Origin of the sequence: Streptococcus parasanguinis (genome assembly GCF_032163505.1) — a bacterium.
GTDB classification, from domain to species: Bacteria; Bacillota; Bacilli; order Lactobacillales; family Streptococcaceae; genus Streptococcus; species Streptococcus parasanguinis_V.
The window spans coordinates 1,536,929-1,559,752 of the sequence record NZ_CP134147.1 but is presented as its reverse complement, the minus strand read 5'-3'; the positions used below and the strand labels follow the sequence as shown (position 1 = coordinate 1,559,752).

The 22,824-nt window shown below is 42.3% G+C and carries 25 protein-coding genes; 21 read left to right on the top strand and 4 right to left on the bottom strand.

Features of this window, described 5'->3' with window-relative positions:
* Positions 1-258: 258 nt before the first annotated feature.
* The 7 genes from RIN70_RS07865 to greA all read left to right on the top strand — a co-directional run bounded on the left by RIN70_RS07865 (position 259) and on the right by greA (position 8,556).
* Positions 259-3,357 carry a pilus expression-regulating Snf2 family helicase gene (locus tag RIN70_RS07865; protein ID WP_272143934.1) on the top strand — a complete coding sequence of 1,033 codons (3,099 nt, stop codon included), beginning with the start codon at positions 259-261 and terminating at the stop codon, positions 3,355-3,357.
* A 55-nt stretch (positions 3,358-3,412) separates the two neighbouring features.
* On the top strand, positions 3,413-4,063 hold the full coding sequence (locus tag RIN70_RS07860) for a divisome accessory protein ZapJ (protein WP_003017389.1): 651 nt from the start codon (positions 3,413-3,415) through the stop codon (positions 4,061-4,063).
* 9 nt (positions 4,064-4,072) lie between these two features.
* Positions 4,073-5,407, top strand: coding sequence for a UDP-N-acetylmuramate--L-alanine ligase (gene murC, locus RIN70_RS07855; protein ID WP_024054775.1), 1,335 nt, complete (start codon positions 4,073-4,075; stop codon positions 5,405-5,407).
* Positions 5,408-5,488: 81 nt separating this feature from the next.
* Entirely contained in the window at positions 5,489-5,905 is a 417-nt protein-coding gene (locus RIN70_RS07850) for a GNAT family N-acetyltransferase (RefSeq protein ID WP_024054776.1), read from the top strand.
* 12 nt (positions 5,906-5,917) lie between these two features.
* Positions 5,918-6,427, top strand: a complete 510-nt coding sequence (locus RIN70_RS07845) for a GNAT family N-acetyltransferase (RefSeq protein ID WP_176745539.1) — start codon at positions 5,918-5,920, stop codon at positions 6,425-6,427.
* Between the two features lie 59 nt (positions 6,428-6,486).
* Complete coding sequence (mltG, locus tag RIN70_RS07840; protein WP_457853204.1) at positions 6,487-8,016, top strand: endolytic transglycosylase MltG; 1,530 nt, start codon at positions 6,487-6,489, stop codon at positions 8,014-8,016.
* A gap of 57 nt (positions 8,017-8,073) precedes the next feature.
* Positions 8,074-8,556, top strand: a complete 483-nt coding sequence (gene greA / locus RIN70_RS07835; RefSeq protein WP_013904027.1) for a transcription elongation factor GreA — start codon at positions 8,074-8,076, stop codon at positions 8,554-8,556.
* Between the two features lie 416 nt (positions 8,557-8,972).
* Here the strand turns inward: greA and yidC are convergent, their stop codons facing one another.
* Together yidC and RIN70_RS07825 are read right to left on the bottom strand one after the other, a co-directional pair.
* Complete coding sequence (yidC, locus tag RIN70_RS07830) at positions 8,973-9,890, bottom strand: membrane protein insertase YidC (protein ID WP_003008377.1); 918 nt, start codon at positions 9,888-9,890, stop codon at positions 8,973-8,975.
* Positions 9,891-9,967: 77 nt separating this feature from the next.
* Positions 9,968-10,246: an acylphosphatase gene (locus tag RIN70_RS07825; RefSeq protein WP_023918900.1), complete on the bottom strand. Its 279-nt coding sequence runs from the start codon at positions 10,244-10,246 to the stop codon at positions 9,968-9,970.
* Between the two features lie 73 nt (positions 10,247-10,319).
* On the opposite strand from RIN70_RS07825, the gene RIN70_RS07820 reads away from it, so the two are divergent.
* From RIN70_RS07820 to yidD, 14 genes are all read left to right on the top strand, one after another.
* On the top strand, positions 10,320-11,066 hold the full coding sequence (locus RIN70_RS07820) for a TrmH family RNA methyltransferase (protein ID WP_049523730.1): 747 nt from the start codon (positions 10,320-10,322) through the stop codon (positions 11,064-11,066).
* Between the two features lie 82 nt (positions 11,067-11,148).
* On the top strand, positions 11,149-11,640 hold the full coding sequence (locus tag RIN70_RS07815; RefSeq protein WP_003005617.1) for an HDIG domain-containing metalloprotein: 492 nt from the start codon (positions 11,149-11,151) through the stop codon (positions 11,638-11,640).
* Between the two features lie 28 nt (positions 11,641-11,668).
* On the top strand, positions 11,669-12,355 hold the full coding sequence (locus RIN70_RS07810) for a Bax inhibitor-1/YccA family protein (protein WP_003008369.1): 687 nt from the start codon (positions 11,669-11,671) through the stop codon (positions 12,353-12,355).
* A gap of 95 nt (positions 12,356-12,450) precedes the next feature.
* The gene (locus RIN70_RS07805) at positions 12,451-13,701 is read left to right on the top strand and encodes a diaminopimelate decarboxylase (protein ID WP_045759765.1); all 1,251 of its coding nucleotides are present in this window, start codon (positions 12,451-12,453) and stop codon (positions 13,699-13,701) included.
* 55 nt (positions 13,702-13,756) lie between these two features.
* The gene (locus tag RIN70_RS07800) at positions 13,757-14,002 is read left to right on the top strand and encodes a YneF family protein (protein ID WP_155170082.1); all 246 of its coding nucleotides are present in this window, start codon (positions 13,757-13,759) and stop codon (positions 14,000-14,002) included.
* Between the two features lie 77 nt (positions 14,003-14,079).
* Positions 14,080-14,874, top strand: a complete 795-nt coding sequence (gene racE, locus RIN70_RS07795; RefSeq protein WP_313790514.1) for a glutamate racemase — start codon at positions 14,080-14,082, stop codon at positions 14,872-14,874.
* The gene (locus RIN70_RS07790; RefSeq protein WP_195623394.1) at positions 14,871-15,848 is read left to right on the top strand and encodes a nucleoside-triphosphate diphosphatase; all 978 of its coding nucleotides are present in this window, start codon (positions 14,871-14,873) and stop codon (positions 15,846-15,848) included. The genes racE and RIN70_RS07790 overlap by 4 nt, the downstream gene beginning before the upstream one ends.
* Entirely contained in the window at positions 15,824-16,345 is a 522-nt protein-coding gene (locus RIN70_RS07785) for a metallophosphoesterase (protein ID WP_195623395.1), read from the top strand. Before RIN70_RS07790 ends, RIN70_RS07785 begins: the two co-directional genes overlap by 25 nt.
* The gene (gene cbpB / locus RIN70_RS07780; RefSeq protein WP_195623396.1) at positions 16,342-16,803 is read left to right on the top strand and encodes a cyclic-di-AMP-binding protein CbpB; all 462 of its coding nucleotides are present in this window, start codon (positions 16,342-16,344) and stop codon (positions 16,801-16,803) included. Before RIN70_RS07785 ends, cbpB begins: the two co-directional genes overlap by 4 nt.
* Positions 16,800-17,531 (top strand): site-specific tyrosine recombinase XerD, encoded by a 732-nt coding sequence (gene xerD, locus RIN70_RS07775; RefSeq protein WP_195623397.1) that lies wholly within the window; start codon positions 16,800-16,802, stop codon positions 17,529-17,531. Before cbpB ends, xerD begins: the two co-directional genes overlap by 4 nt.
* Positions 17,531-18,250: a segregation/condensation protein A gene (locus tag RIN70_RS07770; RefSeq protein WP_049514899.1), complete on the top strand. Its 720-nt coding sequence runs from the start codon at positions 17,531-17,533 to the stop codon at positions 18,248-18,250. Before xerD ends, RIN70_RS07770 begins: the two co-directional genes overlap by 1 nt.
* Positions 18,234-18,803 (top strand): SMC-Scp complex subunit ScpB, encoded by a 570-nt coding sequence (scpB, locus tag RIN70_RS07765; protein ID WP_009731504.1) that lies wholly within the window; start codon positions 18,234-18,236, stop codon positions 18,801-18,803. The genes RIN70_RS07770 and scpB overlap by 17 nt, the downstream gene beginning before the upstream one ends.
* Positions 18,793-19,524 (top strand): pseudouridine synthase, encoded by a 732-nt coding sequence (locus RIN70_RS07760; protein ID WP_129299044.1) that lies wholly within the window; start codon positions 18,793-18,795, stop codon positions 19,522-19,524. The genes scpB and RIN70_RS07760 overlap by 11 nt, the downstream gene beginning before the upstream one ends.
* Positions 19,521-19,763 carry a membrane protein insertion efficiency factor YidD gene (yidD, locus tag RIN70_RS07755; RefSeq protein ID WP_049486129.1) on the top strand — a complete coding sequence of 81 codons (243 nt, stop codon included), beginning with the start codon at positions 19,521-19,523 and terminating at the stop codon, positions 19,761-19,763. Before RIN70_RS07760 ends, yidD begins: the two co-directional genes overlap by 4 nt.
* A 75-nt stretch (positions 19,764-19,838) precedes the next feature.
* On the opposite strand, the gene RIN70_RS07750 is transcribed toward yidD, so the two are convergent.
* Both RIN70_RS07750 and trkA read right to left on the bottom strand, forming a co-directional pair.
* Positions 19,839-21,278 carry a TrkH family potassium uptake protein gene (locus RIN70_RS07750; RefSeq protein ID WP_195623398.1) on the bottom strand — a complete coding sequence of 480 codons (1,440 nt, stop codon included), beginning with the start codon at positions 21,276-21,278 and terminating at the stop codon, positions 19,839-19,841.
* Between the two features lie 5 nt (positions 21,279-21,283).
* Entirely contained in the window at positions 21,284-22,639 is a 1,356-nt protein-coding gene (trkA, locus tag RIN70_RS07745) for a Trk system potassium transporter TrkA (RefSeq protein WP_195623399.1), read from the bottom strand.
* Positions 22,640-22,824 lie beyond the last annotated feature (185 nt).

Below are 22,824 nucleotides of genomic sequence, written 5' to 3'. Positions count from 1 at the left end.
TGTCTTTTTCTGTGGGCTATCGGGATCTTTCTCCTCTCTATTTACCTATTCTGTCTAATGTTCGCTCAAACAGTTAAAAGAGAAAAATCATGGATAGCTGATTGAGGTAACTCTGTTACGAAATCAGGTGAAAAGCTGGGACAAGACTGTCTCAGTTTTTTTCTAAAAGTAAGTTAAAATCCTTTTAATAGTAAAATTATCTTTTCTAATTTTATCTTAAATATGGTATAATAAAGGGATTAATCTAAGGTGGTAAACATGGCAAAATTAATTCCTGGGAAGGTTCGTTCACAAGGGAGCCTTCTCTATGAAGCTGGGAAAGTTTCCCTTCAGGAAGTAAAAGAAAAATACCTGTATTTTCGGGTGGAAGAAGAAAGCTTGCGGTACAGTTTAGACGACGATGCTGTTTTTTGTAGCTGTGCTTTCTTTCAAAAGAAAAAATTCTGTACGCATCTGGCAGCTGTAGAAGCTTTCTTGAAGAATGATGACAGTGGGAAAGCAGCTCTTGCAAGTCTTGAAGAAGACGCCACGGCGACTGAAGAAACGCAGGAGAAGGTTTCTTTTGGAAGTTTGTTTTTAGACCAGGTACTTCCAAAAATCGAAAAAAAAGAAACACGCTATGTCTTATCGGCAGTTGGGCAGGAGGATGAATACTCTGGTCAATTCTTGTGGACCCTTCGCATTCGTCGCTTGCCAGACGAGCGTTCTTATGTGATCAGAGATGTGCTAGCTTTTTTGCAGACCCTTCAGAAAGAAGGCCACTTTGCAATTGGCAAAAGTTACTATGAACCTATTTCTTACTTAGAATTTGATGGACCTAGTCAGGATGTGATCAATTTCCTACAAGGCTTGGTCACAGATAGTGGATCAAAAGAGCAAGATTTCTTTCCCAATGCTGGGCGCCATCTTTATTTTCCACCGACTCTCTTTGAAGAAGCTGTAGAATTACTGATGAATTTGGATTCCTTCCTCTTGCAATATAGCTTGTATGATTTTTCTGAAGTCTATTTTCAGGATGTCCATGGGGAGGAAGATCTCTTTCATTTTCAGGTGGAAGACCATGGTGATTTTTACGAATTGATCATTACTGAGCCACAAGTGAAGGTTGTCGAGTCTGCTGTTTACCTGTTTCGAAATGGTGTCTTCTATCACCTGACGCCCCAACAGCGGACCTTATGGAAGGCGATCCAAGATCTTCCAATGGATCAGGATCGCAAAAAACGCCTGCATTTTGATCCAACGGACCAAACAAAGCTTTCCTATAGTTTAAAAGAGTTCAAAAAACTGGGACAAATAACAGCCCCGACCAGCTTTTTAATCCACGATTTCACTCCGGAATTTCATTTTGATCTAGCACAGGATCAGACTGTATTACTGGATGTTGTCTTTCAATACCAGGATCGTGTGGTGACCACGCGTGAGGAACTTCTCAATCTTCCTTATTCTAGTGATTTCGATAAGGAGCAAGAAGTCTTTTCAACCATGCTAGCAGCAGGTTTTACGGATGATTTTTCTTCCCAAAGAAGTTCTTTATCAAGTGAGCAAATCTATCCATTCTTTCACCAACAGATCCCGACTTTTGAAGCCTTAGGAGAGGTTACCCTCTCTGATAGCCTTTTAGATCTTTATCAAGTGGAGCGTCCAAAAATTGATGTTAAAACCAATGGCAGTCTACTGGAGATCGGTTTTGACTTTGAAAGTGTGGATCCAGCCGAAGTGGACCAGGTCCTCAAAGCTCTAGTAGGGCAAAAAGACTATTTTGTCAGCCATACAGGGAAAGTTCTTGTCTTTGATGAAGAAACCAAGAAGATCAGTCGAGCCTTAGCAGATCTGCGGGCGAAAATGAGCAAGGGTGGGAAACTACAAGCCCGCCGGATTGCCGCTTATCAGCTATCTGATTTGTTGGCAGATCAAGACAATGTTCATTTTTCAGAAGACTTTCGAAATTTAGCTCATGATTTGACTCATCCAGAAGACTTCCAACTCCCTCAGATGACAATCCAAGCGACCCTAAGGGATTACCAAGAAACAGGGGTTAAATGGTTCTCCATGTTAAATCATTATGGTTTTGGTGGTATTTTAGCGGATGATATGGGGCTTGGGAAAACCCTGCAGACTATTTCCTTCTTGACCAGTGTCGCAAAAAAAGAAACTAAAATCTTGATTCTAGCTCCATCTAGTCTCATCTACAATTGGAAACAAGAATTTTCAAAATTCGCTCCTCAGATGGAAGTGGCAGTCGTCTATGGTCTCAAGCAGCACCGAGATGAACTCATCGCAACCAATCCACAGGTAGTTATCACTAGTTACGCGTCTTTTCGTCAAGATGTGGAGGAATACCAGAAGAATCAGTATGAGTACTTGATTCTAGATGAAGCCCAGGTCATGAAAAATGCCCAAACCAAGATTGCCCAACACTTACGTGGCTTTGAGGTTCCGCATGTGTTTGCCCTATCTGGGACACCGATTGAAAATCATGTGGGTGAACTCTGGTCCATTTTCCAAATTGTCCTTCCAGGGCTCTTCCCAGCTAAAAGAGAATTTCAAAAATTGAGTCCTGAGACCATTGCACGATTTGTCAAACCTTTTGTCATGAGACGGAAAAAAGATGAAGTGCTCCAAGAATTACCGGACTTGATTGAAACAACCTACCACAATGAGTTGGATGAAAGCCAAAAAACGATCTATTTGGCTCAATTAAAACAAATTCAAGATCGGGTTCGAAGCTCTAGCGAGGAAGAACTAAATCGGAGTAAGGTGGAAATTCTCTCGGGTCTCATGCGCCTTCGCCAAATCTGTGATACCCCCGCCCTCTTTATGGAAGACTATCAGGGAGATAGTGGGAAATTGGAGAGCCTTCGAGATCTTTTGGGTCAAATCAAGGATGGCGAACACCGGGTTTTGATCTTCTCTCAATTTAGAGGCATGCTGGATATCCTAGAGCAGGAGATTGACCAGCTTGGCATGACCTCCTTTAAAATCACAGGTTCTACTCCCGCTAAAGATCGACAAGAAATGACCAATGCTTTTAATGCAGGTGAGCGCCATGCTTTTCTCATTTCTCTGAAGGCTGGAGGGGTTGGATTGAACCTCACTGGTGCCGATACGGTCATCTTAGTCGATTTGTGGTGGAATCCTGCAGTGGAAGACCAGGCTATTGGACGTGCCCATCGAATGGGACAGGAACAAAATGTTGAAGTTTACCGCATGATTACTCGTGGTACGATCGAAGAAAAAATCCAAGAACTACAAGCTTCCAAAAGACACTTGGTCTCAACGATTTTAGACGGAACGGAAACACGATCTAGTTTATCGGTTGAGGAAATTCGTGAGATTCTTGGAATTCAGTCAGAATAGCTTGAAAAATTCTGTGAATAGTTTATAATTAATGGAGTGTCGAAAGGAAGAAAGCATGACAGAAAAATATTTTCCTCAAGTAGGGGATAATGAGTTGATGTTAACAGAGATGCCCCACATGAACCTGTATGATGAAACAGACTTGATTAGTAACATTACAGGCGACTATGTGGATAAAAATTATTTGGAATGGCAACCGATTGCTGAAAATACCAAACCTAAGCATCCTTACCACCAACCATTAGAAGAGCCCCTACCGAAAAGACGGCCAGTAAGAAAACCTGATTTTAAAGAGCCGATTGATAAAAAAAGCCCAGCCAATCGTTATGCAGAGGAAGCGAGAGAGCGCGCTCGTGAAGATCTGAAAAAGAAACGCACAGCTCCCTATCTGACAACGGATCCAGCAGCTACTACAAGTAAACGGAAAAAACCATTTATTTCTGAACGAAAACCTGGTCAGCCAACGGCTCCCTTCCAAAAGGAAAATCCGGGTGAATTATTGAAATATAGCAAACGATTACGACAAGATCAGTTGATCCTTGCAGAGTTCGAATCTGCAGGAGAACCAGAAGTGGCAGAACCGACTGAAAAGAAAAACAATTATGATTTCTTAAAGACTAGCCAAATATACAATAAAGATCAGCACAAGTTGAAACCACAGCCAATCAAACAAGAATTGGATTTAACCCATCTAGATCAAGAATAAGGAGAAAACATGTCTAATACATACCATTTTATTGGAATTAAAGGAGCAGGGATGAGTGCTTTAGCCCTCATGCTTCACCAAATGGGACATACGGTTCAAGGGTCAGATGTTGAGAAGTATTACTTTACGCAACGTGGCTTGGAACAAGTAGGAATTCAAATTTATCCATTTGATGTGAAAAATTTGGAAGGCGACAAGATCCTCATTGCCGGGAATGCTTTCCGTCCAGATAACAATGTGGAAATTGCTTATGCAGATGAGCATGGCCTAACTTATAAACGCTACCATGAATTCCTTGGTGAATTTATGCGTGACTTTGTCAGTATGGGGGTTGCCGGAGCACACGGGAAAACCTCAACAACAGGGATGCTTTCTCACGTCTTATCAAATATCACTGATACCAGTTATTTGATTGGTGACGGGACAGGTCGTGGCTCTGCAGCAGCCAAATACTTTGTATTTGAATCAGATGAGTATGAACGCCACTTTATGCCTTACCATCCTGAATACAGCATCATCACCAATATTGACTTCGACCATCCAGACTATTTCACGAGCTTGGAAGATGTCTTTAATGCTTTTAACGATTATGCCAAACAAATCAGTAAGGGCCTCTTCATCTACGGAGAAGACAAAGAATTGCGTCGGATTACCTCATCAGCACCAATTTATTACTATGGTTTTGATAAGGAGACGAACGATTTTGTGGCAAGCAACTTGCTTCGCTCAACGACAGGTTCAACCTTCAACGTTCATTTCCGTGGAGAAGATTTGGGGCAATTCCATATCCCAACATTTGGTCGTCACAACATCATGAATGCTACAGCAGTCATTGGTTTGCTTTACATTGCAGGATTTGATTTAGATTTAGTCCGCGAGCATTTGAAGACCTTTGCTGGAGTGAAACGTCGCTTTACTGAAAAAGTAGTCAATGGAACAGTGATCATCGATGACTTTGCGCACCATCCAACGGAAATTATTGCAACCTTGGATGCGGCCCGTCAAAAATACCCAAGTAAAGAGATTGTGGCCATTTTCCAACCACATACCTTTACACGGACCATTGCCTTGTTGGATGAATTTGCTGAAGCGTTGAATCAAGCAGATGCTGTTTACTTGGCACAGATCTATGGTTCTGCACGGGAAGTCGATCACGGCGATGTGAAAGTTGAAGATTTGGAAGCAAAAATTGTCAAACGCTCAGCGATTATTACAGCTGAGAATGTTTCTCCTCTTCTTGACCATGATAATGCAGTCTATGTCTTTATGGGAGCAGGAGATATTCAAACCTATGAATACTCATTTGAGCGTTTATTATCTAGTTTGACACATAGTGTACAATAAGAGATGATTGAGTCTGGAATCGATTGATTCCAGACTCAAATTTATCTGTCCAATGAAGGAGTATGAGATGAGGAAAGCAGGATGATGATTCGATCAATCACCCCAGCTGATCAAGAACAGCTGCTGTTACTAGAAGAAGAACTTCATGGCAATGAAGGAAAGGAGCACAGGGCCACTCTTGAGGAAGCGCTAGGTTCGAAGGAAGCCATTTCTTTGCTTGCAGAGCAGGCGGGGGATGCTGTGGCTTACTTGTTGGCGACAGAAGACCAGCCTTTAAAAAGAGACCTAATTGTATTGCGACTAGCAGTGAGACCAGCCTTTCAAGGTCAAGGCTATGGTTCTATTTTAATCGCTGCTTTAAAGGATCTAGCTGTTCAAAAGGAAAAGGAAGCCATTTGGATCGATTGCCCAGAAGACTTACTATCTTATTTTTCCCAGCAAGGATTTCGAGATGAAGCTGAGTCTGATCGAGGTGTCCATATGGTTTGGGAACGATAGAAGGAGTAAATGATGAAAGAAAAGATTCACATTAGACAGGCAGAGCTGCAGGATTTGGATGCCATCGAGCGCATTGAGCTTGAGAATTTCTCAGAAGAAGAAGCGATTGCGCGTGAGATTTTAAAAGATCACATCGAAAAGATTCAAACGACATTTCTTGTAGCAGAGTGCCAGGGTCAGATTTTAGGCTATTTAGAAGGACCTGTTAGACCGGAGCGCTATTTGATCGATTCCTCTTTTTCAGAGGTTGAAGATCTAAGTCAGTTAGAACAGGGCTTTATTTCCATTACGAGTCTATCCATTGCTAAAGAAGCTCAAGGACTTGGAGTGGGAACCCTTTTGCTTGAAGCGATGAAAGAGATTGCGTTGAAAGATAATCGCCAAGGGATCAATTTGACCTGTCATGATTATTTGATTCCTTATTATGAAAAGCAAGGATTTACCAATGAAGGCCGGTCAGAATCCCAATATGCGGGTGAAGTTTGGTACAATCTGGTCTGGGAAAATGAAAAACTTGATTAAATAGGTATTTTAAAGAAGAAAGGCGATTTGTATTGCTTTTCTAAATCTTTTAAGATATAATATTAAGGATTATGATGAGGGAGGTCAATTATTTGACTGATAAATCACAAGACAGTGAGAAGTTATTAAGCTTCAAAGAGCAGATCCTCAGAGACTTAGAAGAGGCCAATGAGCAACTTCTAAAAATCGAAAAAGAGTATGATCTACCTGATCGAAGTATTGAAACCCCTTCTTCACTGAAAGAGGAGGAAGAAGCAACACTACCTCCAAAAGTAGAAGAATCTGCGTTGGCTCCCAAAGAAGAACCAGTGGAGCCGGTAAAGGCGACTCCTGCTGTGGAAGAAAAGAGTGAGCTTACAAAGCCTGCTAAAAAAGAACCAAGTCAGGAACCGGTAGAGGAAAGCTTATCGCGCTCTTCTCGTAACCAGCGCCAACAAAAACAAAAGAAACAAAATAAAATCGCTAAACGAATTGTGCGGACAGTAGTCAGCCTTTTGCTGATTGTGATCGTAGCTACAGGGATCTTTGCTGTGACCTATATCCATTCAGCTGTCAAGCCGATGGATAAAAATGCAACAGAATTCGTAACGGTTGAGATTCCAGCAGGTTCAAGTAATCGTGAGATTGGCGCGATCCTTGAGAAAAAAGGACTCGTGAAAAATGGTCAGTTCTTTAACTACTATACCAAGTTCAAGAACTATAGCAATTTCAAATCTGGTTATTTCAATTTGCAAAAGAGCATGGATCTAGAAACCATCATCCAAAAACTGCAAGAAGAGGGAACCAAAACTCCTCAGGCTCCAGTTCTTGGAAAGGTGACGATTCCAGAAGGTTATACGATCGATCAGATTGCGACGGCTATCACCACCAATGTCTCCACTAAGAAGGCAGGCAAGACTCCATTTAAGAAAGAAGATTTCTTGAAGGCTGTCCAAGACGATGCCTTTATTGAGAAGATGGTGGCCAAATATCCTAAGCTCTTGGCGAATCTGCCAAGTAAGGATTCTGGTGTTCGCTACCGTTTAGAAGGTTATCTCTTCCCAGCAACTTATAACTATGGGAAAGATACCACAGTGAAAGAGATGATCGATCAGATGCTTGCGGCAATGGATCAAAACTTAAGCCCATACTATGAAACACTTGAGAGCAAGAACATCAATGTAAACGAAGTATTGACTCTTGCTTCCTTGGTTGAAAAAGAAGGGGCGACGGATCAGGACCGCAAAGATATCGCGAGTGTCTTCTATAACCGCTTGAACCAAGACATGCCTTTGCAAAGTAATATTGCAATTCTTTATGCAGAAGGGAAACTTGGTCAAAAGACGACCTTAAAAGAAGATGCAACGATCAATACAGAGCTGGATTCACCTTATAATATTTATAAGAATACCGGCTTGATGCCTGGCCCAGTGGATAACCCTGGAGTATCAGCGATCGAAGCGGCGGTGAACCCAAGTAAGACCGATTACTTGTATTTTGTCGCAAATGTCGAAAATGGTGAAGTTTTCTTCGCTAAGACATACGAAGAACACAATAAAAATGTTGAAGAACACGTCAATAGTAAATTGACACAAGCAAGTTCAAACTAGAAAAAGCATGTGGCGCGTCCACAGCTTTTTCATTCAAATAATAGAAAGAGAAGAATAATGGCAGAAAAAACATATCCAATGACCCTAGCAGAAAAAGAAAAATTAGAACTAGAATTAGAAGAATTGAAATTGGTCCGTCGACCTGAAGTGGTAGAACGGATCAAGATCGCTCGCTCATATGGTGACCTCTCAGAAAACTCTGAGTACGAAGCAGCAAAAGATGAACAAGCTTTTGTTGAAGGTCAAATCTCTAGCTTGGAAACAAAAATCCGTTATGCGGAAATCGTCGATAGTGATGCTGTTGCAGTAGACGAAGTTGCGATCGGAAAAACCGTTACAGTTCAAGAAGTTGGCGAAACAGATGAAGAAGTATACAGCATCGTTGGTTCAGCAGGGGCAGATGCCTTTGCAGGAAAGATCTCTAACGAAAGCCCAATCGGTCACGCTTTGATTGGTAAGAAGACAGGTGACGTTGTCACGGTTGAGACACCAGCTGGAAGCTACCAAGTGAAAATTTTGAACGTAGAAAAAACAGCGTAAATATAAAATGCAGGCTCTCCAAGAGGGCCTGTTTCAGATTAAAGACAAAGTTCTCTTAGAAACTTTCCTTAAGTGAGTATGGACGTCAGCGAACTTCTACGAAGTTCCATGACTTAGTTTTGAACCTAAGGTTTCAAAACTCCCCTAGTGCCTGAAACAATTATGTTTCAGGCACTTTTCTCACGGCGGAAAGTTTCAGTATCTGCTGTATGAACCTAATAGTTTATATCATTTTATTTTTTAACATTACTTAGGTAAAAACGGTCTTAAAGCAGGCTCTCCAAGAGGGCTTGTTTTTTTGTGCTCTTAATCTTTTTGTGAGAGTGAAAATTCTTTGCTGACTGAACGATATCAAAAAAAGCACTTGAACCTTGGGTTCAAGTGCTACTGTATACCGCTAGAATTAGTAGTTTGTACTACTTTCTATTGCGTTGTTTTCCTGCATTGCGGTTGTTTTTTGGTTTGTGTTGGATTTGTGTCGTTGCAGTAGGTGTGACATCTTTTTTCACGCGGTGACTAGTCGCTTTTGGAGGATTGTTTTTGTATTCCTCAGCGACGCGCTTGCGAAGATTTGGACGAATCAAGTAGTTGATGACAAATTGTTGGATAATTTGGATCACCCCACCGACTACCCAGTAAAGAGTCACTCCGGCTGAAGAGATCAATGAGAAGACACCGATCATAATCGGACTCATCAGTGATGCTTTGCGCATGCTTTCCTTTTGGGTTTCATCTTCAATTCCATGAAGAGAGAGCATACTTTGGATATAGTAAAGAACTGCTACGATTGCTGTCAAGAGCAAGCTTGGTTTGCCGAGAGCAATGCCAAGGAAGCTACTATCTGCTACCCCTTTGGTGTGCTGAGCTGCAAAGAAGAGAGCTGAGAAGAATGGCATTTGGATCAAGAGTGGCAAACACCCAACTCCACCAAACATGCTAACTCCATTTTCACGTTGAGCAGCCATTAATTCCTGTTGCGCCAATAGCTTTTCTTCTTGTGTGCTAGCGTTCTTCATGCGCTCTTGGATTGGCCCAAGGATAGGTTTTAAGTAGTTCATCTTTTCAGATTGGTAGGTTGCCTTCCATGATTGGTACAAACCAAGTGGCAAGATGATTAACCGTACGATCAAGGTGACGATAATAATCCCGATCCCAAAGCCTAAGCCAAGGTTGTTGGCAAAGAATTTGATGGCTTCGCCCATTGGACGGCCAAGAAGATTCCAGATCAATCCAGTCGGATTTCCAGTTTTCCGATCGACACTCACGCATCCTGATAAGAAGACAAGCGAAGCTAGTCCCATCGATGCAAGTAATGCAAGTTTATTTTTTTTCACAAATAGTTCCTTCTTTTTTTTAATGTTACCTTTCTATTCTACTGTTTTTTTTGAAAATACACAATAGTTCTCTAGTCTTAATTTGCAATTTTGAAGTCTGTATAGTTTTCAAAGTTTGCGAGCGTAACATCTAAATAAGTCACATGCGCAAAAGGCGTAGGACCTTTGCGAATTTCTTGGATGAATTTGGCCATTTGGCTACTAGACTCTGCCTGGGCCAGAATGCCAACTGTTCCGTCGTCATTATTCCAGACACGGCCAGTGATCCCACCGATCTCTAAAGCAAGACTGTAGACTCCCCAGCGAAAGCCAACCCCTTGAACCCGTCCTTGGGCAATCATTTTTACCTTTTGCATGTGCGACCTCCTTGACTCGAAGAAATCTATCTGAGGTATGATTTCTTCTTTTTCTTTGTGCTATAATAGTTCTATGAATATTATAACGTCTAAATCCAATAATGTAATCAAAAATGCAAAAAAATTACATCAAAAAAAATACCGGACAGATTCTTATCTCATTGAAGGCTGGCATCTGTTTGAAGAGGCAGTAGAAAATCATGCGAAGATTCGGCAGGTCTTTGTTTTAGAAGCCTATTTAGACCGGGTAGAGGACATCCAAAAAGTCACTATCGTGACTCCGGAGATCTTAAGCCTCTTGGCAGATTCGAAGACTCCTCAAGGGATTGTCGCAGAGATTCTTCTAGAGCAGCCAGAGCTTCCGGATCAGCTACAAGGGCGATTCCTCTATTTGGAGGATGTACAGGATCCTGGCAATGTAGGGACGATGATTCGAACAGCAGATGCAGCAGGTTTTGATGGCGTCATGCTTTCGAAAGCCTCCGCTGATCTATACAGTCTCAAGACCCTTCGATCCATGCAGGGCAGTCATTTCCATATTCCTATCTGGAAACTGGATCGAGAAGAACTATTGGAGCGAGCTGCGCACTCTCATCTAGCAGTTCTCGCAACGACGCTTTCAGAAGCTTCCATTGACTACCGTCAGCTTTCTCAGACCGATCAGTTTATCCTGGTTATGGGGAATGAAGGAAATGGCATCAGCCAGGAAATGGCGGCACAAGCAGACCAGCTGGTTCATATTCCCATGCCAGGTCGGGCAGAGAGTTTAAATGTTGCAGTGGCAGCAGGAATTTTGATGTTTTCTTTAAGGAAATTTTGAGAAAAAGAAGTATACTTAACCTGTAAGAAGAAGTTGATGGAGATCTTATTGGGAGAGCTTATCAACGAAAGGTGGTTATCTTATGCAATATCATCGTGACAAAGAATACATGACCTATGTAGGCCATCTGATCCAGCATCCTAAGGTTCAAAAATTAGCCGACATTCCCCACCATATTCATTCCAATCGTTTGGAGCATTCCATTCATGTGAGCTATACCAGTTATAAACTGGCTAAAAAATTTGGTTGGGATGCCAAAAGTACGGCTCGGGGTGGCCTCTTGCATGACCTCTTTTACTATGATTGGCGCGAGACCAAGTTTACGAAAAGTCACGCCTGGATCCATCCCCGCATTGCCGTGAGAAATGCACGAAAGATCACAGATCTCAATGCTAAGGAAGAAGACATCATTATTAAACATATGTGGGGTGCTACCCTTGCCCCGCCTCGCTACAAAGAATCTTTTGTGGTGACTATGGTGGATAAATACTGGGCTGTTAAGGAAGCTTCAGAACCTTGGCGTAAAAAGATGGCCAAAAGGAGATTTTTTCATCGAAAAATGTTAAAATCATAGTAAACAAATTTGAAAGGAACTTGTTTATATGTATAATGATTCAGTAATCCAAGAACAAAGTGGATTGAATGCTTTTTATAACAAAATCTACTCATTAGTTGGGATCGGTGTTGGGATTTCAGCCCTTGTCTCTGGTCTTATGATGACGGTCTTTCAAGATTTCTTCGTTCAAATCTTGACAACCGCACCAATGGTTTACTATGCAGCAGTGGTTGTAGAATTGATCTTGGTCTTTGTTGCAAGTGGGAAGGCTGTTAAAAATAGCCCGTCTGCTCTTCCGATCTTCTTGATCTACTCAGCTTTGAATGGCTTTACCTTGAGCTTTATCATTGCTCGCTACATGCAAGCAACTGTCTATAAGGCTTTCTTGGTCAGTGCCTTGATGTTTATTGTCATGGGAGCTATCGGACGCGTCGTGAAAAAGGACCTGTCTGGAATGGGACGTGCCTTGATGGGAGTCTTGATCGGTGTGATCATCGCTTCTGTTGTGAACATGTTCTTGAGAAGTTCTGGAATGGACTATATCTTGAGTATCATCTCTGTCTTCCTCTTTGCAGGATTGACAGCTTGGGATAACCAAAAGATTCGCTATGTCTATGATCAAACAAATGGTCAACCTGCTACAGGTTGGGCAGTAGCAATGGCTTTGGAACTTTATCTTGACTTTATCAACCTCTTTATCAGCCTTCTTCGTATCTTCGGAAGAAACGACTAATCAAAGAGAGCTTGAGCTGGGGCAGTTGCCTCGGCTTTTTTTGTCTTCCGACTTGTGCTATACTAATAGTGACTAAAGAATAGAAATGAGCGCTTATGAAAACACCTTTTGTAACCCGTGAACAATTAGAAAGTCTGACCCAAGAATTTCCTACCCCTTTCCATCTCTATGATGAAGCAGGAATTCGTGAAACGGCTCGTGCCCTCCATCAAGCTTTTGCTTGGAATGAAGGATTTAAGGAATACTTTGCCATCAAGGCGACTCCTAACCCATCGATCCTAAAAATTTTGCAAGAAGAGGGCTGTGGAGTCGACACGGCCAGCTACGTGGAATTGTTAATGGCGGATAAACTGGGCTTTAGTGGGAAAGAAATCATGTTTTCTTCTAACAACACGCCAGCTGATGAATTTGTCTATGCGAGAGAATTAGGGGCAACTATCAATCTGGACGCCTATGAAGACATTGCTTTCTTGAAGTCTGTGACCAGCATCCCCAAGGTTATTTCTTGCCGCTATAATCCTGGTGGAGTTTTTGAACTGGGAACCGATATTATGGACAATCCTGAAGAAGCCAAGTTTGGAATGACCAAGGAGCAATTGATCCAAGCCTTTATCGAGTTGAAAGAACTAGGTGTGGAAGAGTTTGGTATTCACGCTTTATTGGCTTCTAATACTGTATCCAACGACTACTATCCAGAGTTAGCGCGTCAACTTTTTGAATTGGCAGTAGAAGTCGTCGAGAAAACAGGTGTCCACTTGGGCTTCATCAACCTTTCTGGTGGAGTTGGGGTCAATTACAAACCAGAACAAGAACCAAATGATATTGCCATTATTGGGGAAGGTGTGCAACGCGTTTTTGATGAGATTCTCAAACCGGCAGGACTTGGTAATGTGAAAATCTATACCGAGCTTGGTCGCTTTATGCTAGCTTCACACGGCCTCCTGGTAACCAGAGTTACTCATAAAAAGAAAACCTACCGGACCTATGTGGGCGTCGATGCTTCAGCGGTGAATCTTCTTAGACCTGCTATGTACGGTGCTTATCACCATATCACCAATATGGATCGTCCAGAGGAACCGACTGAAGTGGTCGATGTAGTGGGAAGTCTCTGTGAAAATAACGATAAATTTGCCAAACAACGAGAACTACCCGTGACGGAGATTGGAGATTTACTTGTGATCCATGACACTGGAGCCCATGGCTTTTCAATGGGGTACCAGTACAATGCCAAGTTGCGTTCGGCAGAAGTTTTGCTTCAAGAAGATGGGCATGCCCGTTTGATTCGTCGAGCAGAAAAACCAGAAGATTATCTTGCGACACTCTACGGCTTTGACATTGAAAAATAAGCGATTGTCTGATATAATGATAGTTATGTAAAAATAATGGATCGGAGAAAATTGTATGAATCTCTTTTTAGGAATTTTGTTGATTATTTTAGCTTTCTTTGGTGGGATGATTGCAGGAATGTTCTTGCTTCGTCGTCAATTTGAAAAAGAATTTGCATCAAACCCACGTTTGAATATTGAAGCAGTCCGTACGCTTTTAGGTGCGAGTGGCCAACGTCCAAGCGAAGCAAAAGTTCAACAAGTCTATCGCCAAATTGTGAACCAACAAAAATCAGCAATGGCGAAAAACAAGAAAAAATAAGAGTGGGGCAATCTCACAATAATAAATGAGAGGGGCTTGGAGGAATTTCTTAGTCCCTCCTTTTGGAAGGAAGAGATATGGATAACCGACCGATTGGTTTTTTAGATTCTGGAGTAGGGGGCTTGACTGTTGTCCGCGAATTGCTCCGTCAGCTTCCTCACGAAGATGTCGTCTATATTGGAGATTCAGCGCGTGCACCTTATGGTCCTAGACCAGCAGACCAAATTCGCGAGTATACTTGGCAGATGGTGAACTTCCTTCTGACCAAAAATGTCAAGATGATTGTCTTAGCCTGTAATACAGCGACTGCAGTGGTTTGGGAAGAAGTCAAGGAGAAACTTGATATTCCCGTTTTGGGAGTTATATTGCCCGGAGCTTCTGCAGCCATTAAATCGACGACCCATCAAAAAATTGGGGTCATTGGGACACCGATGACGGTTTCTTCTGGAATTTATAAAGAGAAGATTCAAAGTCTGGCACCAGATATGAAAGTCAGCAGTTTAGCTTGTCCCAAGTTTGTTCCTTTAGTGGAATCCAACGAGTTGGCATCCAGTGTGACCAAAAAGGTGGTTTACGAAACCCTAAAACCACTAGTTGGAAAGGTTGATACCTTGGTCTTGGGATGTACCCATTATCCCCTGTTAAAACCGATTATTCAAAATGTGATGGGACCGGATGTCAAATTGATTGATAGTGGAGCGGAGTGTGTTCGGGATATTTCCGTCTTATTAAACTATTTTGAGCTCAATAAGAGCCGCGAACTCTTAGAGCAGACCCACCGCTTTTATACCACTGCAAATGCCAATAGCTTTGCAGCGATTGCCGAAAAATGGCTAGAACGTTCAGTGAATGTGGAGCATGTAAATTTATGAGTGACAAACTATTTGAATACAAAGATTCCCAAGATTGGTATATTGCCCAATGGGGAGAAGATGCAGACTACAATCAATTTAGTCAAGTTCCTGCGGAAGCTTCCACTCTGTTAGACCAGCTGGAACTTCTCTTTGCCAAGGATCCTGAAGGATTTCCGCTTAATCTATCGGTGATGCGCTATGGTTCAGCCTTTCGTTTCCTAACCTTTTTGACTGAAATCTTGAATGAAGTCAAGGGAAGAGCTTTTGAGATCGTACAGCGTCAAGGAGCCTTGCTCTTGGTTGAAAAAGGGAAATTGCTCTATTTGCATTTGCCAAGTGATGGGCTGGATTTGGAAGCCTTCTTGGGTCAAGACAAGGTCAAAGATACGATTCTCATTGCGACTCGAAATGAGGGAAAAACCAAAGAATTCCGCAATATGTTTGAAAAGCTAGGCTTTGAAGTGGAAAACCTCAATCAGTATCCAGAGCTTCCAGAAGTCGAAGAAACAGGGATGACCTTTGAGGAGAATGCCCGCCTAAAAGCTGAAACCATCGCAGAGCTAACTGGGAAAACAGTCTTAGCGGATGATTCAGGTTTGAAGGTAGATATCTTGGGAGGCTTACCAGGAGTTTGGTCCGCTCGCTTTGCGGGAGTTGGTGCGACAGATGCAGAGAATAATGCGAAATTGTTGCACGAATTGGCTATGGTTTTTGACTTGAAAGACCGTTCAGCCCAGTTCCATACGACCTTGGTGGTTGCAAGACCAGGCAAGGAAAGCCTAGTGGTGGAAGCTGATTGGCCAGGGTATATTAATTTTGAGCCTAAAGGAGAAAATGGGTTTGGCTATGATCCACTCTTCTTAGTTGGGGAAACGGGCCGTGCTGCCGCTGAATTAACACTTGAAGAAAAAAATACACAATCGCATCGTGCTTTAGCTGTTAAAAAGTTATTGGAGGTATTTCCATCATGGCAAATCAAACAATCATCGTGATGAGTGACTCGCATGGAGACCGCTCCATTGTTGAAGCAATTAAAGAAAAATATCTAGGCAAGGTCGATGGAATCTTTCACAATGGGGATTCTGAACTAAAAAGTGATGATCCTGTCTGGGAAGGGATTCACGTTGTCCAAGGAAACATGGATTTTTATGATGGCTATCCAGAACGCTTGGTGACCCAACTAGGGCCAACACGAATCATCCAGACCCATGGGCATCTCTTCCAGATCAATTTTAGTTTTCAAAAATTGGATCTGTGGGCCCAAGAGGAAGAAGCAGATATCTGTCTTTACGGCCACCTTCATATCCCAGATGCTTGGAAGGAAGGAAGAACCCTCTTTGTGAATCCTGGATCGATCAGTCAGCCACGCGGTCTGATTCGAGAGTGTCTCTATGCTAAAATTGAGATAGATGATTCTCATTACAAGGTAGAGTATTATACGCGAGATCATGAGTTGTATCCTGAATTGACAAAGGAGTTTAGCAGATGATAGCAAAGGAATTTGAACGTTTCTTGCTGGCGCAGGAAGAGACGTTCTTAACTCCAGCCAAAAATTTAGCGGTCTTGATTGATAACCACAATGTAGACCATGCTGTCTTGTTGTTGAGCCAGATTAGCTATAGTCGTATTCCGGTAGTGACGGATGAACGCAAGTTTGTGGGGACGATCTCCCTAACGGATATTCTATCTTATCAATTGAAACATGAGATTCCTGAGGAGACTTTTGCCTCGATGGATATCGTAGACGTTGCAAAGAAGGAGGTCGGGGTCATCGGCTTAGACTTCAATTTGACAGAAGTTCTTCACAAGTTGGTGGATGACTCCTTCCTTTCGGTGGTGGATGAAGAAGGCTATTTCCAAGGGATTATTACACGGAAATCGATTCTTAAAGCCATCAATTCGCTCCTGCATGATTTTTCAAATGAATACGAGATGATTCCAAAATGAAAGAATTTATTGCAAGTTTTATTGATCAAAAAGAATTAAGTGAAAATTCTCAGTCAGCCTATTTCTATGATTTGGACCAGTTTATTGAGTCGATCCATGGGAAAGTGACGCAGACGAATTTGAGAATTTACCAAGCTTCGATTAAAGATTTTAAACCGGCGGTTCAAAAACGAAAATTATCCGCCGTCAACCAATTTTTATATTATTTGTATCAAGAACGCTTTATTTCTGAATACCATCGTTTGGTCTTGCCTAAAATTCAACCGGCCAAGACCCATGATCGGGAATTGTTGGATCTGACCCATTTTTGGGAAGAATCAACTAACCCACAGGGACGCTTGATGGCCTTGTTGATTCTGGAGATGGGCTTATTGCCAAGTGAGATCCTCCAAGTCAAAGTCGAAGATATTCAGCTGGACTTTCATGTCATTCGAGTGGGCAAAGATGGCCAAAAACGGGTTTTAAAAGTTCCAGAGCCTTTACTGGATGAGTTGCAACTCTTCCTAGATGGTATTTATCTCTTTGATAATAAAGGAAAATCCTACTCCCGTCAGTGGGGATTTCGACAATTAGAAGCCTTCTTGATCGAAAAAGGGAATCAAGACCTTTCGGCACAATCGATTCGTGAGCAGTATATTTTGAAACAACGAGAACTCGGTGTGGATCTTTTTAGTATTGCGCGTGAATTGGGCCTAAAAACCATGGTGACATTAGAAAAATATAAATAATGGATATTAAAATTAAAGATTTTGAAGGGCCTTTGGACCTCTTGCTCCACTTGGTCTCTAAATACCAGATGGATATTTATGAGGTCCCCTTGATTGAGGTGATCGAACAGTATCTGGCTTATCTGGCGACCCTCCAGGCTATGAAACTAGAGGTAGCAGGAGAATACATGCTGATGGCTAGTCAACTAACCTTGATCAAGAGTCGAAGACTTCTTCCTAAGGTTGCAGAGGAGATGGATGAAGCAGAGGATCTCGAGCAGGACCTCCTTTCTCAATTGGAAGAGTACCGTACTTACAAGCAATTAGGAGAGTTGATGGCCTCACAGCATGAGGAGCGCGCCCTCTATTATTCAAAACCAAAGATGGAATTGATTTATGACGATACCGAATTACTCCATGATCGCACCACGGTGGATCTCTTCTTGGCTTTCTCAAAACTATTGACCAAGAAAAAAGAAGAATTCCGCCAGAACCATACAACCATTGTAAAGGATGAATACAAGATTGAGGATCTGATGGACCAGCTGCGTCACCGATTCCACGATCGCTCACAAGTTCTCTTGCAGGACTTGTTTCTAGAAGCAACGGATCTCCAAGAGGTCATTACTCTATTTCTTGCAACCCTTGAATTGATCAAGATTCAAGAAGTAACGGTGATCCAGGATAGGGCTTTTGGAGAAATTTACTTAAATAGGATTGAACATGAGCAAATTAGCTGAAATTGAAGCACTCTTATTTGTAGCGGGTGAAGAAGGAATTACTGCCAGACAAATCGCAGACCTTCTCTCTTTACCTCCGACAGGTGTGGTGCAAAGTTTAGAAAAATTAAGCCAAAAATACCAGGAGGACACAGATACCAGTCTGTGTTTGATGGAGACAGCTTCCCGTTATAAATTGGTGACAAAGGCAGACTACGCTTCGGTTTTACGAGACTATTCTAGAACGCCCATGAACCAAAGTTTGTCTCGGGCTGCCCTCGAAACCTTATCAATCATTGCTTATAAGCAACCGATCACCCGTGTGGAGGTCGATGATATTCGGGGTGTCAATTCCAGCGGTGCCATTACCAAACTACTGTCATTTGATCTGATCCGAGAGGATGGGAAAAAAGAAGTCCTCGGGCGCCCCAATTTGTATGTCACGACGGAGTATTTTTTGGATTATATGGGGATCAATCATTTGGAGGAATTACCAAAGGTTGAGGAAGTGGACATCGATCCAGAGGAAGGTCAATTATTTTCAGAGAGAACAGAGGAACTAGATGAGAATTAACAAATATATTGCCCATGCAGGCGTGGCTAGTCGTCGCAAGGCCGAAGAACTGATCAAGCAAGGCTTGGTTACAGTAAATGGCCAAGTTGTGCGTGAATTAGCGACCATTATTAAGACCGGTGATCAGGTTGAAGTAGAGGGGACTCCAATCTATAACGAAGAAAAGGTCTACTATCTTTTAAATAAGCCACGTGGCGTCATCTCTAGTGTATCTGATGATAAAGGGCGGACAACAGTCGTTGACCTTTTATCTCAAGTGCCAGAGCGCATCTATCCAGTAGGACGTTTGGACTGGGATACATCTGGTGTCTTGATTTTGACCAATGATGGTGATTTTACAGATGAGATGATTCACCCACGTAATGAGATTGATAAGGTCTATGTGGCGCGTGTCAAAGGGATTGCCAATAAGGAAAACTTGCGTCCCTTAACACGAGGGGTGACCATTGATGGCAAGAAAACCAAGCCAGCGACTTACGAGATCTTAAAAGTGGATGTTGAAAAGAACCGTTCAGTGGTTCAGTTGACCATTCATGAAGGGCGCAACCACCAGGTCAAAAAGATGTTTGAAGCTGTAGGACTTTTAGTGGACAAACTCTCCCGAACCCAGTTTGGAAACCTAGATGTCTCAGGACTACGTCCGGGTGAATACCGTCGCTTGAGCAAAAAAGAAATCAGCCAGCTGCACAATCTAGCAGTGACTAAATCTAAAAAAGCATGAAAACAATCCTGATTGCGCTGGTCAGAGGCTATCAAAAATGGATCTCTCCCCTATTTCCGCCATCTTGTCGCTTTCAACCGACCTGTTCCAATTATATGATCCAAGCGATTGAACGTTTTGGTGTGAAAGGTGTCTTGATGGGGATCGCAAGGATTCTACGTTGTCATCCTGGAACCAAAGCAGGACCAGACCCCTTGCCAGACCATTTTAGTCTGAAGCGAAATGAAGAATCAAAATAGGCCGATCGCAAATAAACAGAAACACCCTTAGAAATTATTTTTCTAAGGGTGTTGATTTTGTACTAGAGTTGTCTATCAGCGTTTAGACCACGTTTTAGGGAGGAAGAGAAGAATCATTGGATAGATTTCAAGTCGTCCGGCAATCATGGCTAAGGAAAGTAAGAGTTTTGAAATCGGACTAAAGATGGAGAAGGTTTGACCTGTTCCAATCATAGGTCCAATGTTGTTGAAACAACTAAAGACAGCACTGACAACCGTCATGAAGTTATTATTGTCTAGACTGACTACAAAGAGTAGGCCGATTGTGATAAAACTGTATATTGTAAAGTACTTGAGGATCTGATGCTGTGTATCCTTATCCAATACCGTACCATTGACATGCAAGGTTAGAACGCGATTCGGAGACAAGGTCGAAAGAACCTGATTTTTTGCGATTCGCCATAAGGTCAAGCACCGAATGACTTTAAGCCCCCCAGCGGTCGATCCAGCAGAACCACCGATGACCATCAGCATCAAGAGGATGAACTGAGAAAAGAGAGGCCATTTTTCCGTCGTTCCATAACCAAAACCGGTGGTGGTGATGATATTGGAAACTTGGAAGAATGAAATTTCAAAACTCTTCGCAACATTAGCATAAAGGTGAAGGCAATTGTAGGCAATCAATACGCTAGATAGGATTACAATAGTAATGTAGGTCCGCAATTCCTCATCTTTAAAGAAGGCCTTGAATTTTCGAATCATGAGGAAGTAGTAGAGGTTAAAGTTAACCCCGAAGACTAAGACCCCGATACTGACCAAATAGGTGATCAAACTACTATTGTAGTGGGCGATCCCATCGTTAAAGACAGTAAAGCCCCCAGTACCAGCCGTCCCCATGGCGATGACAAAACTATCATACAGGGGCATGTCGGCAAGGAAATAAAGAACCACAAAGAGGAAGAACAAACCCAAGTACAAGAAGTAGAGAATTTGAGCTGTGTTTTTTAATTTGGAAACGACCTTGCCAAACACTGGACCAGGAACCTCTGCCTTCATGACTTCAAGGTGGCTGTTCTTGTTGTTGTCCATAATCGCAAGGGCAAAGACCAATACTCCCATCCCACCTATCAAGTGGGTAAAACTACGCCAAAAGAGGAGAGAGTGGCTGAGGACTCCCACATCGTCTAAAATCGTTGCCCCTGTTGTTGTAAAGCCGGAGCTGACTTCAAAGAAGGCATCGATAATGTTTGGAATTTGGCCCGAAAAGACAAAGGGAAGGGCACCAAAGAAGGACCATAGGATCCAACAAAGTGCTACAATCAGGACTCCTTCTTTAGCATAAATGTGAAAGTCCTTTGGTTTGTGAAAACTACCAAGTAGCCCCAGCCCAAGTAAGATGGCCATGGTTGCCCCAATAGAGACAAAGACCTTGGCAGGTTCCTGATAGATGGCAGCTACCACTAAAGGAACGATCAGAAGACCAGCTTCGATTAAGAGGAGTTTGGACAAGAGGTAACGAATCATGCTTCTATTCATATGGCTTACCTCTCAAGTAGATCGTAGATTTTTGTGACATTTTGAATCAAGGTGGTTACGATAATCCGATCTCCTACCATCAAACGGTCATCTCCATTTGGGAAAATAGCCTTGCCGTCTCGAATAATGGCAGCGATCAAGACGCCTTTTTTCAATTTCAATTCAGAGAGGGGATATTGGGTTAGTTTATTGTCTTCCTTAATTTGGAACTGCAAGGTTTCAATCCGGCCGTTTGCGACATGATGCAAGGCTTCTAGGTTTGAGAACTGTGCATTGTAGCGTCCACGAATAAAGTGCATAATGGTATCTACAGCGATGCGTTTTGGCGTAACGATACTGGTCATATCTTGATCGCCAATGATCTCCAACAGACTAGTTCGGTTGACCTTGGTAATGTTCTTTTTGACTCCGACAGAATTTAAGAACATGGAGGTGATGATGTTTTCTTCATCGACCCCTGTCAAAGTAGCCACAGCATCGAAGTTATTGGCACTCTCTTCTAAAAGAATGTCTTTAGCAGTTCCGTCTCCATGGACGACATAGAGATCAGGAAATTCCTGACTAAAGAATTCCGCCCGTTCGCGATTGACCTCTAAGACCTTGAGATCGATCTTGCGGCGCACATCTTGAAGAATGTTGAGTAGGTAATAGGCAATTTTCCCAGCACCAATGATCATCATGCTCTTAATGACCTGAGGGCGAACATTGTTGTGGAAGAGAACGACCTCGATCCGATTACCTGTTACGAAAATCTTGTCTTGAGGTTGCAAGACAAAGTCTCCGTTTGGAATGGTGAGTTCGTTGCCACGCTCGATTGCACAAACAATGACATTTCCGTATTTCTTCCGGAATTGGGATAGACTCATATTGCAGAGATTGCTATCTGGCTTGATTTTAAATTCCATCAAGGCAACTCGGCCATTGGCAAAATGCTCCACAGAAAGGGCATTTGGGAAGTCAATGATATTGGCAATATAGCGAGCTGTCAGCAATTCCGGATTGACAACTAGGGAGAAGCCCAAGATATTTTTTTCCTTGAAGTAGGAATTGGAATATTCCGGATTCCGCACCCGAACGATAGTCTCTTTGGCTCCCATTTTTTTAGCCAAAACAGCAGAGATCATATTCACTTCATCGTACTCGGTCATGGAAATGAAGATGTCGCAGTCTTCAACATCTGCTTGCTCCAAGATCTTGAAGTTTGCCCCATTTCCTAAAATTCCAATGATATCAAACCGTTTGGTAATATGGTTAAGAACGGATTCGTCTTTTTCGATCAAAATAACATTGTGGTTTTCAGCAACGAGAGAACGACAAAGGGCCGTTCCGACCTTTCCTCCACCAACAACAATAATTTTCATAGAATACCTCCAGAGTATGCTTCTATCATACTCTATTTTCAAGAAAAATTCATCTTTTTTAAGGATTTTCTGGTGGAATTTTGAGAAGCTAAGAACAAGTAGGAGAAATCGTCAAAAGAGTAGAGCTAGGAGGGATTGAAAACTTTGATAAAGTTTCTTAAAAAAATCTAAAAAAACTATTGACA